The 12,836-nt window shown below is 72.2% G+C and carries 10 protein-coding genes; 6 read left to right on the top strand and 4 right to left on the bottom strand.

The features are described from left to right. Window positions 1-79: 79 nt before the first annotated feature. The 4 genes from ACFU7Y_RS26965 to ACFU7Y_RS26950 all read right to left on the bottom strand — a co-directional run bounded on the left by ACFU7Y_RS26965 (window position 80) and on the right by ACFU7Y_RS26950 (window position 6,207). Window positions 80-2,011 (bottom strand): galactose oxidase-like domain-containing protein, encoded by a 1,932-nt coding sequence (locus tag ACFU7Y_RS26965; protein ID WP_374119951.1) that lies wholly within the window; start codon window positions 2,009-2,011, stop codon window positions 80-82. Window positions 2,012-2,141: 130 nt separating this feature from the next. After that, window positions 2,142-4,289, bottom strand: a complete 2,148-nt coding sequence (locus ACFU7Y_RS26960; protein ID WP_380769915.1) for a glycosyltransferase family 2 protein — start codon at window positions 4,287-4,289, stop codon at window positions 2,142-2,144. 463 nt (window positions 4,290-4,752) lie between these two features. Beyond that, window positions 4,753-5,442 carry a 3-oxoacid CoA-transferase subunit B gene (locus ACFU7Y_RS26955; RefSeq protein WP_308020187.1) on the bottom strand — a complete coding sequence of 230 codons (690 nt, stop codon included), beginning with the start codon at window positions 5,440-5,442 and terminating at the stop codon, window positions 4,753-4,755. A gap of 3 nt (window positions 5,443-5,445) precedes the next feature. Then, window positions 5,446-6,207: a CoA transferase subunit A gene (locus tag ACFU7Y_RS26950; protein ID WP_224279018.1), complete on the bottom strand. Its 762-nt coding sequence runs from the start codon at window positions 6,205-6,207 to the stop codon at window positions 5,446-5,448. A gap of 536 nt (window positions 6,208-6,743) precedes the next feature. Between ACFU7Y_RS26950 and ACFU7Y_RS26945 the strand changes: the two genes are divergently transcribed. From ACFU7Y_RS26945 to ACFU7Y_RS26920, 6 genes are all read left to right on the top strand, one after another. Further along, window positions 6,744-8,015 (top strand): substrate-binding domain-containing protein, encoded by a 1,272-nt coding sequence (locus ACFU7Y_RS26945; RefSeq protein WP_224279016.1) that lies wholly within the window; start codon window positions 6,744-6,746, stop codon window positions 8,013-8,015. A 5-nt stretch (window positions 8,016-8,020) separates the two neighbouring features. After that, window positions 8,021-8,818, top strand: coding sequence for an ABC transporter ATP-binding protein (locus ACFU7Y_RS26940; RefSeq protein WP_224279014.1), 798 nt, complete (start codon window positions 8,021-8,023; stop codon window positions 8,816-8,818). A gap of 101 nt (window positions 8,819-8,919) precedes the next feature. Then, window positions 8,920-9,678, top strand: a complete 759-nt coding sequence (locus ACFU7Y_RS26935) for an ABC transporter ATP-binding protein (protein WP_380769914.1) — start codon at window positions 8,920-8,922, stop codon at window positions 9,676-9,678. Next, on the top strand, window positions 9,678-10,544 hold the full coding sequence (locus tag ACFU7Y_RS26930) for a branched-chain amino acid ABC transporter permease (RefSeq protein WP_224279012.1): 867 nt from the start codon (window positions 9,678-9,680) through the stop codon (window positions 10,542-10,544). The genes ACFU7Y_RS26935 and ACFU7Y_RS26930 overlap by 1 nt, the downstream gene beginning before the upstream one ends. Window positions 10,545-10,753: 209 nt before the next feature. Then, window positions 10,754-11,881 (top strand): branched-chain amino acid ABC transporter permease, encoded by a 1,128-nt coding sequence (locus ACFU7Y_RS26925; protein WP_380769917.1) that lies wholly within the window; start codon window positions 10,754-10,756, stop codon window positions 11,879-11,881. Then, entirely contained in the window at window positions 11,878-12,783 is a 906-nt protein-coding gene (locus ACFU7Y_RS26920) for an alpha/beta fold hydrolase (RefSeq protein WP_380769913.1), read from the top strand. Before ACFU7Y_RS26925 ends, ACFU7Y_RS26920 begins: the two co-directional genes overlap by 4 nt. The last annotated feature ends 53 nt before the right edge of the window (window positions 12,784-12,836 follow it).

Below are 12,836 nucleotides of genomic sequence, written 5' to 3'. Positions count from 1 at the left end.
GTCGTAGGCGGGTCTCGGTGTCGTACGCGGGCCTTGGCGTCCTACGCGGGCCTTGGCGTCCTATGCGGGCCTTGGCGTCCTATGCGGTGACCTGGATCCAGCGGGCGACCGACGGGGTACCGGCGGCGTCCGTCAGGAACAGCATGTACCAGCCGGGCGGCAGCAGGTTGGGGTTGCCGGGCAGGGTGAGCGAGACGCCGTCCGCCGTCCGTCCGGCGATGTCCAGGGCCACCGAGCGCTGCTCGACGTCCGTCACGTGGGTGACCGAACTCGGCCGGATCAGCTTGGCGGTGGCGACCGCCTCCGGCCGGGCGGTGCCGACGTCGACGGTGGTGCCGAGCCTGCCCGCCTGCGGAACGGCACCGACCTGCGGGCGGTCGCCGTGGTACAGGTACGGCGGGGTGTAGAGCTCGATGCGCTGCTCGAAGCCGCCCGGCTGGGTCTCGGCCTTGTCCGCGAAGAGCGGGTTGGAACCCAGGACGGCGACCCGGCCGTCCGGCAGCAGCAGCGCCTCGGAGTGGTAGTTGCGGCCGACGGTCGGTTCGGCGGCGGTGCTGAAGTTGTTGGAATCCGGGTGGTACACCTGCGCCTTGAGCAGGTCGCTGTCGCCCCGGCCGCGGTAGCCGCTGGAGCCGCCGGTGGTGAAGACGGTGTCGTCCGGGAGGATCACGCTGTTGAGGTAGCGGGTGCCGCCGGCCGGCAGGTCCGGGCCCGGGGTGAAGGCGGGCCTGGCGGCGGAGAGGTCCGCGATGTCGGTGCGGGCCGTGGACAGCGGGGACTCGCCGACGCCGCCGCCGCCCAGCACCATCACCCTCTGCGCCTGCGCGGGCGGCAGCAGCACCGAGGAGGAGGTCTCGGTGAGGCCGGGGTCGCGCAGGCCGGGGACGGGCTGGAAGGCCCCGTTCGACAGGTCCCACACACCGGGCTCGCGGCCCTTGTCGCCGGGGCCGTAGCCGCCGTTGGAGCCCGAGTAGAAGAGCTTGCCGGACGCGGTCAGGAAGATCGCCGGGTAGGTCGGGAAGTAGTGGTCGGGGCCCTTGGACCAGGACTTGGTCTTCGGGTCGTAGATCTCGTTGTCGTTGCCGTTGAGGATCTCCCCGGTGTCGTCCAGCCCGGAGACGGTGACCACCCGGCCGTCGCCCAGCCCGGTCAGCGTCGGGTACCAGCGGGCGTGGGCCATGTCGGTGACCGGCTCGTACAGCTCGGTGTCCGGGTTGAACTCGAAGGCGGAGCGGATGCCCTGGTACTCCTGCTTGTCCAGGGTCAGCTTCTCGTTCTGCCCGTACAGGTTGTGGGCGTCGGTGCCGCTCAGGCCCTTGATCCGGTACTGGGCGGGGGAGTCGGAGACGTAGTCCGGGCCCGGGCCGACCGCCTCCACGTACACGTGCTGCTCGCCGGCGGTGACCGCGGTCTGCTTGCCGGAGCCGGTCTTGGTCGCGGCCGGGACTGTCACCGGAGCGGTGCTGGCGTACTCGTGGCCGTTCGGGGCGACGAAGACGGTGCCCTTCGGGAAGGTCCGGTCGCGCTCCGGGCTCTCGTTGCGCACCCGCATGATGCCGGCCGCCTTCTTCACGGCACCGGCCAGCTTCTCGTAGCGCTGGGTGCCGCCGGCCACCAGGACGCGGCCGTCCGGCAGCGAGGTGTGGCCGCCGCAGAACATGTCGGCCGGGGTGGGGATCATCTTGTAGGTGTTCCTGGCCGGGTCCCAGAGCAGGCTTTTGAAGGTGCCCGCGTTGAACTGCTTCTCGTCGTTGCCGGAGCCGGCCACGATCAGGACCTTGCCGGTGCGCAGCAGGGTCGCGTGCACGGCGTTGACCCGGAACTCGGCGGGCAGCGACAGGGTCTGCCAGTGGCCGTACTGCGCCTTGTACTCGGGGCGGTTGATCACGTAGTGGTGGTACTGCTCGGAGGCGAAGCCGAGGACGGCCGGCGCGTTCATCCCGGCCACGGTCAGTGCGACGGTGCTGCCGAGGGCGAGGCGTTTGGTGCGGCCGGCCTTGTGGATCTTCACGGTGGTTGCTCCCTCGGGAGGCGGTCGGGGGCTGCTCGGTGGCTCTGCACGGGTGGCTCTGCTCGGTGGGCGTGGGTCCTCAGCGGGCGGCTCTGTCCACGTGGGAGGGCGTGTCAGTGGGCGGCTCTGTTCAGTGGGAGGGCGTGCCGCTGCCGGCGTGGTCGGATGCGGTTCGTACGGGCCGGGCGGGTGGTGCGGCCTGGGCGGGAGGTACCGGCTGGGCGGGTGGTACGGGCCGGGCCCGCCCGGTGAGCCGGGCGGCTCGGGGGTCGCGGGCGTGGCGCGGGCGGCGCTTCTCCAGGACGACCGTCGGGGCGGCCGCCGGGCCGCCGGTGACGGTGAGGGTGGCGGTGGGGCGGGTCCGGCGGCGGCGGACGGCGTCGCCGGCGGTGATCAGGACCGGCAGGAGGGTGAGCACCAGGGCGATCCAGGCCCAGGCGCGCATCGCGACGTGGTCGTAGCCGGTGACGTAGGACGCGGCGATCGCGCAGCCGAACACCAGCGTCCAGAACAGGTGGAAGCGGAAGGTGCCGAGGCGGTCGGTACTGGCCGAGCGGCCCTTCGGTGTCACCACGAAGCGGCTGCGGCGGCGCACCAGCGCCTGGAGTAGCGAGGCCGCGTAGACCGGACCGCAGAGCGCCGACATCACCATGCCGGCGACCCCGGAGGAGCCGGCCGGTTCGTGCGGGCTCACGTTGTGCTTGCGGTTCCAGGTGTAGAGCAGGAGCTGGAGCGCGGCGGCGTCGCTGTAGAGCATCATCCAGATCTCCGAGGAGACGTGCACGCCCGAGGCGCCGAAGCCCAGGTAGAGCACGCTGGACAGGCCGCCGAGCAGCCAGGTGAGCGCCGCCATGGGGTAGAAGCCCACCATCAGCGAGTAGTTGAGCAGTCGCCCGGGCGACAGTTGCCACAGCACCCGCCAGTACTGGGTGAGCAGGGTCTCGTAGGTGCCGCGGCTCCAGCGCAGTTGCTGGGAGAAGAAGTCGGTCCAGGAGGACGGCCCTTCGCCGACCGCGAGCACGTCCGGGGTGTACACGGACTTCCAGCGCTCTCCGGTCTCCGGGTTTCGACTCCGGTGGAACTCCAGACCGGTCGCCATGTCCTCGGTGACGGAGTCGTACAACCCGCCGATCGACTGGAGCGCACGGATTCTGACGGCGTTGTTGGTGCCCACGAACATGGGCGCGCCGTAGCGGTTTCCGGCGCGTTGGATGAGGGCGTGGAAGAGGTACTGCTGGCTCTCGGAGAATTTGGTGACGGCCGAGCCCGAGCTTCGGTAGTTCCCGTACACCTGGGGGCCGACCACGAATGCCACGTCGGGGTCGCGGAAGTAGCCGAGCATCCGCTCGCAGAAGTCCGGCAGCGGAACGTGGTCGGTGTCCACGGACACCCAGAACTCGTAGTCGTCGCCGTGGGCCTGGAGCCAGGCGTTGTAGTTGCCGTGCTTGCTCCCGGCGCGGAACCGGCCCTTCGGTCGGTTCCAGTGCGGCCGGCCGGCGCGGCTGAAGTGGTGCGCGCCCAGCTCGGCGCAGAGCGCCTGCATTGCAGGATCGTTTCCCTCGTCCAACAGCCAGACGTCGTACGGTCCGTCGTGCCGGACGGCGCGGGCCGCGGTCAGCGTGGCCCGGACCATCTCCGGCGGCTCCTTGCCCGGCACGCAGGTGGTGAGGAAGGCGACCCGGGTGCCCGGCTCCGGCGTCACCGGGACCGGGTCGCGGGCGACCAGCGTGGCGTGGGTGTTGGAGACGACGTTGACCAGCCGGAACACCTCGACGACGGCGATGATGCCGATCATCACCTTGTCGCCGAGCAGCACCAGGGTGTTCGTCTCGTCCAGCCGCTCGGGCCAGTGCTCCGGCAGCAGCAGCCAGACCAGCAGTACCGCCTCCACCACGGGGGCGGCCATCAGCAGCAGGGCGGCGCGGATCCGGTGCGGCTCGCGGCGCAGCAGGCTGCGGTACCGGACGCGGTACGGGGCCGCGGGTGGCGGTTCGTACGGGGCGGCCGGGGCGGGTTCGTACGGCGCGCCGGGTGCCGGGCCGTACGGGGCGGCGGGTACGGAGCCGTGCGGTGCGGCCGGTTCGGGCCAGTAGACGCCGCCACCGAGGTCGTCGTCCTCGCCCGGGTCGTGCGCCGGGCCGGCGAGGCGACTGAAGTGGCCGTAGTCGTAGGGGGCTTCGGGTGTGGGAACGGACCTCAGGGCCGCTTCGTCCAGTTGTCCGTCACCTCGCCCGCGGGCCGTTCCGACGCCCTTTCGTCGTGAGAACGGCGTGGTCATGGCTGCTCCCCCCGGAGTTCGCGCCTTGCTTCGCTACCTCGGCTCCTGCGGTTCTCGGGCAGTTCCCGGGCTGTCCAGCACATTCGGCGTGTGCGACCGGTTCGGTCGTACGTCGGCACGGTGGCCTCGAATCCGGGATACCGATGCGCTTTCCGGCTTCCCCTCCGGGCACGTCGGGATCCCTGGCCTCCTCAACTCTCCCTGAGCGCAACAGTGATCGCAACCAATCGGGGAGATCGACGCCGCGCAGGCATGAAGATGCCACGGTTCCCGGCCAATCCGGCGGGCGTTGATGCTATTGCGGCGAATTCGCTCCGGCCCCGGCGATCCGTTTGAACTCGGAGGCGGCGGAGCGAGGTTGCGGGGGCGCAGCGGAACGGCCGGACCGCCCCGAGAGGCGATCCGGCCGTCGGTGCGGGACCGGGCTGAGGGCGGTCCGGCCGCCGGTGCGGGACCGGGCTGGTCAGAGCGGGGGCAGCAAGGTGGCGCCGGTCGCTGCCTGGACGTCCGCGAAGTCCACGCCCGGTGCCGTCTCCACCACCCGCAGCCCCTCCCTGGTCACGTCGACGACCGCGAGGTCGGTGACGATCCGGTCCACAACTCCACGGCCTGTCGCCGGAAGTGACAGTTCATCGACGATTTTCGGCGAGCCGTCCCGGGCGGTGTGCTCCATCACCACGATCAGCCGGCGGGCCCCGTGCACCAGGTCCATCGCGCCGCCCATGCCCTTGACCATCTTGCCGGGGATCATCCAGTTGGCGAGGTCCCCGGCAGCCGACACCTGCATCGCACCGAGCACCGAGACGTCGATCCGCCCGGCACGGATCATGCCGAAGGAGAAGGCGGAGTCGAAGTACGAGGCGCCGGGGGCGACCGTCACCGTCTCCTTCCCGGCGTTGATCAGGTCGGCGTGCTCGGCGCCCTCCTCCGGGTACGGGCCGACGCCGAGGATGCCGTTCTCCGAGTGCAGCACCACCTCGACGCCCGGCGGGAGGTGGTTGGGGATCAGGGTCGGCAGGCCGATGCCCAGGTTCACGTACTGGCCGTCGCGCAACTCGCGGGCGGCGCGGGCAGCCAGGGCGTTGCGCGGGTCCAGGGTGGGGGTGGGTGCGGTGGCGGCTGGGTCGGGTGCGGTGGTGGTCGGGGTGGGCATCGGTCAGGCCTCCTGGAGTGCGGCGCGGACGGTCCGGCGCTCGATGCGGCGGTCCCCGGGGTCGGCGGCCACCACCCGGTCGACGTACACCCCGGGCAGGTGCACCGCGTCCGGAGGGAGCTCGCCCGGCTCGACGATCCGGTCCGCCTCGACCAGGGTGATCCGGCCCGCCGTCGCGCAGAGTGGGTTGAAGTTCCGGGCGGCGGCGTGGAACACGCAGTTGCCGTGCCGGTCCGCGACCTCGGCCCGGACCAGCGCGAAGTCCGCCGTGATCGCCTCCTCCAGCAGGTACCGGCGGCCGCCGAACTCCCGGACCTCCTTCGGCGGGGAGGCCAGGGCCACCGAGCCGTCGGCCGCGTAGCGCCAGGGCAACCCGCCCTCCTCGACCTGGGTGCCGACCCCGGCCGGGGTGAAGAACGCCGGGATGCCGGCGCCGCCCGCCCGCAGCCGCTCGGCCAGCGTGCCCTGCGGGGTCAGCTCCACCTCCAGCTCGCCGGAGAGGTACTGCCGGGCGAACTCCTTGTTCTCCCCGACGTACGAGGAGGTCATCCGGGCGATCCGGCCCGCCCGCAGCAGCAGGCCCAGCCCCCAGTCGTCCACCCCGCAGTTGTTCGAGACCACCCGCAGTCCGGTGGCGCCGGCGTCCACCAGGGCGCCGATCAGCGTGCTCGGGATGCCGCAGAGGCCGAAGCCGCCGACGGCCAGCACCGCGCCGTCGGGGATGTCCCCGACCGCGTCGGCGGGGGAGTCCAGGACCTTGTCCAAGGGATCACCTCGTGAGGAGTGGGAGGAGGGGCGGGCGTGAGGGGTGGCTGCGAGGGGGTGGTTGTGAGGAGGGGCTGGTCGTGCGGGCTGGTTGTGAGGAGGGGCTGGTTGTGAGGGGCGGCGGAGGGAGGGAACGGTGGGGCAGTGGTGGCAGGGGGAGGGGTGGCAGGGGGAGGGGTGGCCGGCGGGCTCGGGAACCGCACGGAACCCGTGGCCGGACCAGGCCGGGCTGAGGTCCTGCCTGGGCCGGACCGGGTAGGGCATGCCGCTGGGGTGGCTGCCGTCGGACGGGCTCCGCGCCCCTCCACCGTCACCGGGCAGGGGCCGCCGCAGCCATGGCGGCCACCCCCATGGGCGGGCGCGGAGCCGTGTCGGCAGGCCACACCCGGAGGTCCGGAGGACGGCGACAGACCGACGGTATGTCGGCCGGAGCCACATCCAGACGGGCTGATACGTCGACCGGGCACATGTCGCCGCTCCCATCGCACACCTACGGTTCCCGCATCCACCCCGCCGTACCTCAGGAGTCGGTCACCATGCGCAGCTCGACAACCCCCTCCAGGACCGCCTCCGGCGCCCGCCTGGGCGACTCCCTGACCGGCGGCCCGGCCCGGAAGCTCGCCGCCCTCGCGGCCTGCGTCCTGCTCGCCTCGGGCTGCGCCAAGGCCGGCACGGCCGGGACGAACGCGGCGGACGGTGGATCGAAGGGCCCGATCAAGGTCGGCCTGGTGTACTCCAAGACCGGACCGCTGGCCGCCTACGGCAAGCAGTACCTGGAAGGCTTCAAGGCCGGCCTGAGCTACGCGACCAAGGGCACCGGCGCGGTCGACGGGCACAAGATCGAGTTCGAGGAGCAGGACGACGCCGGCGACCCGGCCAAGGCGGTGTCCGCCGCCAAGGACCTGATCGGCAAGGGCTACAAGGTGCTGGCCGGCTCCACCGCGTCCGGTGTGGCCCTCCAGGTCGGCCCGATCGCGGCCCAGAACAAGGTGCTCTTCATCAGCGGCCCGGCGGCCGCCGACAAGGCCACCGGCCTGAACAAGTACACCTTCCGTTCCGGCCGCCAGTCCTACCAGGACATCAAGACCGCAGCCTCGTTCGTCGGCGACGCCAAGGGCAAGAAGGTCACCGTGCTCGCTCAGGACAACGCCTTCGGCCAGGCCAACGTGGCCGCCGTGAAGGCGGTGCTCGGAGGCGAGGGCGCGACGGTCGACCAGGTGCTCGCCCCGCCGAGCGCCACCGACCTCACCCCCTTCGCCACCCAGGCCAAGGCCGCCAAGCCCGACCTGCTGTTCGTCGCCTGGGCCGGCGACACCGCCTCGGCCCTGTGGACGGCGCTCAACCAGCAGGACGTGTTCGCCGACACCAAGGTCGTCACCGGCCTCGACCTGGCCGCCTCCTACCCGCTGTTCGGCCCGGCCGGCGAGAAGATCTCCTTCCTGAACCACTACTTCGACGGTGCCGCCGGCACCCCGGTGGAGAAGGCCATGTCCGAGGCCGTCACCGCTGCCGGAGGGAAGACGGACATCTTCACCCCGGACGGCTTCACCGCCGCCCAGATGATCGTGCACGCCGTCGAGTCCAGCCACGGCTCCGCCGACGACACCTCGGCCCTGGTCAAGGCCCTGGAGGGCTGGAGCTTCGACGGGGTGAAGGGGAAGACCACCGTCCGCGCCGAGGACCACGCCCTGCTCCAGCCGATGTTCCAGGTGCGGCTGACCGGCACCGGTGCCGCCGCCAAGCCCTCGGTGGAGAAGACCCTGACCGCGGACGAGGCGGCGCCCCCGGTCACTCCGATGGCGGGCTGATCCGGATGTCCGCCCGTACCGCCTCCGCTCCTTCCGCGCCGTCCTCTTCGTCCTCCTCTCCGGTGCTGCGTCTGGACGGGCTCGGTTGGGCCGTCCGCGGCGTGCCGATCGTCGAGGACGTCTCCTTCTCGGTCGGCGAAGGCGAGTTCATCGCCTTCATCGGGCCCAACGGCGCCGGCAAGACCTCCCTCTTCAACCTGATCTCGGGCATCTACCCGGCGACCCACGGCAGCCTCCACCTCGACGGTGCGGACATCACCGCCGAGACGGTGCACGGCAGGGCCCGCCGCGGGCTCGGCCGCACCTTCCAGACCTCCTCCCTGTGGCCGGGGATGACGGTCGCCGACCATGTCCGTCTGGCCGCCCAGGCGGCGGCCGGGCCGCGTGCCTCGTACCGGCTCTGGCGCCGCGCCGACCGCTACGAGCAGCAGCTGGCCGACACCCTGGAACGCACCGATCTCGCCCATCGCGCGGACACCCTGGCCAGTGCGCTCTCGCACGGCGAGAAGCGCAAGCTGGAGCTGGCCGTCCTGCTGGTCTCCGAGCCCCGCCTGATCCTGCTGGACGAGCCGATGGCCGGTGTCAGCGCGGAGGAGGTGCCCGCCCTCACCGAGCTGATCCGTTCCGTGCACCGTGACCTGGGCCGGACCGTCCTGATGGTCGAGCACCACATGGACGTCCTGCTCGGCCTGGCCGACCGGCTCGCGGTGATGCACCACGGCACCCTGCTCGCCCTGGACACCCCCGAGGCCGTGATGGCCGACCCGACCGTGCAACAGGCCTACCTGGGTGAGGCGTTGTGACCTCCTCTCCGTCCTCCGCTCAGCGCCCTTCCCCTTCGGCGCACTCGTCCTCCTCGCTGCCGCCGGCTGCCGAACCCCTCCTCTCCGTCCGTGATCTGCGGGTGGTCATCGACGGGCTGCACATCCTGCACGGCGTCGACTTCGACGTGGCCCCCGCCGGGGTGACCGCGCTCCTGGGCCGCAACGGCGCCGGCAAGACCACCACTGTCAAGGCCGTCATGGGCCTGGTGCCCCGCACCGGAAGCATCCGGCTCTCCGGTGCCGAACTCGCCTCCCTTCCCACACATCTGGTTGTTCGTCATGCCATCGGCTACGCGCCCGAGGACCGGGGGATCTTCGCCGGCCTGACGGTCGCCGAGAACCTCCGCCTCGCCGAGCGCGCCGCCGGGAGCGGGGGCGATGCCGGTGAACCGAACTACGCGCTCGTCCACGAGCTCTTCCCCGAACTCAAGCAGCGGGCCGGACAGTTGGCCGGGACGCTCTCCGGTGGCCAGCAGCAGATGGTGGCGATCGGCCGGACGCTGCTCAACCGCAACCGGTTGATCATCGCCGACGAGCCCACCAAGGGCCTGGCCCCGAAGATCGTTGCCGAGGTGGCCGAGGTGCTGGCGCGTGCGGCCGAGGCCGTGCCCGTCCTGCTGGTCGAGCAGAACCTCGCCCTCGTCCGCCGGCTGGCCGGCACCTGCGCCGTCCTGGCCGACGGCCGTACCGCCCACCGCGGCGACACCGCCGAGCTGTTGGCCGACGAGGAAGCTGCCCGCCGCCTGCTCGGCGTCGGCTCCCGTCACCCGCTCGCCGGCGGGACCCGACCCGCCGACTCCCCGGCCGCCCCTGTCGTCACCGCCGAGGTGAAGCCCTGATGGACACCGTCGTCCTCCTTACCTGTACCGGACTCGGTCTCGGTGCGCTGTACTTCCTGGTCGCCTCCGGTCTGTCGCTGATCTTCGGTCTGATGGACGTGCTCAACTTCGCGCACGGCGCCCTGCTCTCCATCGGCGCCTATGCCACCTGGTGGGCCGGCACCGAGGCCGGCTTCTCCTTCTGGCTCGCGGTGCCGTTCGGCACCCTGGTCGGAACGGCCGCAGCCGTCCTGCTGGAGCTCTTCCTGATCCGGCCGCTCTACAGCCGCCCGCGCGACCAGATCCTCGCCACCGTCGGGGTCGGGCTCGCCGTACCCGCCCTGCTGATGGGGATCTGGGGCGCGGACTCCCGCCCCTTCCCCCAGCCGGAACTGCTGTCCGGCACCTGGCACGTGCTCGGTGCGACCGTCCCGGTCAACCGCTTCGTGCTGGTGGCTGCCGCCGCCCTGTTGCTGCTCGCTCTTCGGTTGTTCCTCGCCCGTACCCGCTACGGGCTGATCGTCCGGGCCGGCGTCGAGGACCGGGCGATGGTCACGGCGCTCGGCATCGACGTCCGGAAGGCGTTCACCCTCGTCTTCGCCCTCGGCGGGGCGGCCGCCGCGCTCGGTGGCGCCCTCGGCGGCCTCTACTTCGGTTCGGTCAACCCCGGCCAGGGGACCGGCCTGCTCATCTTCGCCTTCGTCGTCGTGGTGATGGGCGGCATGGGCTCCGTGACCGGAGCCGCCGTCGCCTCGGTGGGCGTCGGCCTCGTCCAGCAGTTCGCCAACTACTACACCGGCGCAGGGCTCGGCGACCTCTCGGTCGTCGTCCTGCTCGCCGTGCTGCTTCTCGTCCGACCCCGTGGACTCACCGGGAGGCTCGCGTGAGCGCCGAAACACCGATCACGAGCACCGGTGGCCCCGCGGCCGGCCGCAGCGCCGCCGCTCCGGCAGGGGGGACTGACACCAGCCCTGCCGTGACCACCATGCCGACAGAGGGGACTGACACCAGCTCCGCCGACACCGCCACTGTGGCAAGGGGGACTGACACCGGCCTTGCCGCGGCCCATTGTGAACACAAGGCCGAGTCCGGCGCCATCCCTCGAACAGGTGATTCAGTCACTTATCGCTGGACAGGTGTGCACAGAGCGCTACGCTGGTGGCCGATCGCTCTGCTGATCACGCTCCTTGTCGCCCCATACAGTGCGCTTCCCGTCCCGGGACTGCTCGACGGCCCGCTCGGCAGCCCCGGAAGCCTCCAGCTGCTCGCCCTGTGCCTGCTCTACGGGGCCCTCGCCACCGGTTACGACCTCCTGCTCGGCCGGACCGGACTGCTCTCCTTCGGCCACGCGCTCTACTTCGCGACCGGCGTCTACGCCACCGACCTCGGCATGCTGGAGCTGCAACTGCCGTTCGCCGCCGCCGCGGTGTTCGGCGTCGCCTGCTCCGTGCTGCTGGCCCTGCTGCTCGGCTCGGTCAGCCTGCGCGTCACCGGCATCGGCTTCTCCATGGTCACCCTCGCCTTCGCCCAGGCCGGCTCGATCCTCGTCCAGCGCAACCCCGGTGGCGTCACCGGCGGCGAGGAGGGCCGCTCCGCCCCGGCCGACCTGCTGCCCGCCGGCCTGCTGGGGATCGAGAACACCGCCAACCTCTACTGGATCGCCGTCGGTTACCTGGTGCTGACGGTCGCCGCGGTCCACTGGGCCGTCAAGTCGCCGATGGGCCGGGTATGGGAGGGCATCAAGGAGAACGAGCGCCGGGTCGAGGTGCTCGGACTGCGGCCCTACGGCTACAAGCTGGTTGCCTTCGTGCTGGCCGGCGGGCTCGCCGGGCTGGGCGGGGTGGTCTACCTGCTGCTGACCGGTGGAGCCACCCCGCAGGCCGCCACCTCGGACGCCACGCTCGCGCTCCTGGTCATGGTCGTCCTCGGCGGCTCCGGCACCCGCTGGGGGCCGCTGCTCGGCGGTGTCCTGTACACCTGGGCGAGTCACCGCCTCGGCGACCTCGCCAACTCGTCGACCGTCGCCGACCTACCGGCGGTGCTGCGCGTGCCGCTCTCCCAACCCCTGTTCCTGCTGGGTGCCCTGTTCGTCGCCGTGGTCTACCTGCTGCCCGGCGGCCTGGCTAGACTGCCCGCCCGCATCCGATCCGCCCGATCCGGCCGCTCCGCTCCGGCGCAGGCCGGCCTCGGAGCCGCCCGCCCCACCGGAGGTACCCCCGCGTGAGCCAGTCGCCGCTGAAGCCCGAGGAGTTGACGGTCCCCGTGCCCGGTGGGGACCTGGCCGTCCTGCGCTGGCCCGCCGACGACCCGCAGGCCCCGACGATCGTGGCGGTGCACGGCATCACCGCCAACGGCCTCGCCTGGTACGAGGTCGCCCGCCGGCTCGCCGGGCGGGCCACCCTGCTCGCGCCCGACCTGCGGGGCCGCGGTGCCAGCCGCACGGTCGCCGGGCCGTACGGGCTGGCCCGGCATGCCGACGACGTGGCTGCGCTGATCGGTGCGCTCGGTTCGGGGCCCGTCACGGTGGTCGGCCACTCGATGGGGGCCTGGGTCACCGCCCTGGCCGCCGTCCGGCACCCCGACCTGGTCCGCCGCGTCCTGCTGGTCGACGGAGCGTTGACCTTCCCGCTGCCGGAGGGCGTCCGCGAGGAGGACGCCCTGGCCGCGGTGCTCGGTCCCGCGCTGGCCCGGCTGTCCATGGCCTTCCCGGACCGGGACGCGTACCGGGAGTTCTGGCGCGGACACCCCGCCTTCGCCGACGAGTGGACCGAGGGGATCGACGCCTACACCCAGCGCGATCTCGTCGGCGCGGAGCCCGAACTGCGCTCGTCCTGCGTGCTGGAGGCCGTGCAGACCGACGGCGCCCAGGTCCTGCTGGACGAGGGCGCGGCCGCCGCCGTGCGCCGGCTGCCCTGCCCTGCCGAACTGCTCTGGGCCGAGCGCGGCCTGTTCGACGAGCCGCAGGGCCTCTACGACCACGAGCGGATCGGGCTGGCCGGCCTGGACCCGGAGCGGGTGCCCGCCTCGCCGGTGCCGGACACCAACCACTACTCGATCCTCTGGGGCGAGGCCGGGGCGGAACGCATCGTCCGCCTCCTGCTCGCGGACGCCCTCACCGCCGGGTAGTCGGACGGTCGCGGGAGCCGACCGGGACGACAGCGGCCGGCGGGGTCCCAGCC

Origin of the sequence: Kitasatospora sp. NPDC057542, assembly GCF_042801945.1 — a bacterium.
GTDB lineage: Bacteria > Actinomycetota > Actinomycetes > Streptomycetales > Streptomycetaceae > Kitasatospora.
Note: the sequence above shows the minus strand (reverse complement) of the source record. Positions and strands in the feature narration are given on the sequence as shown.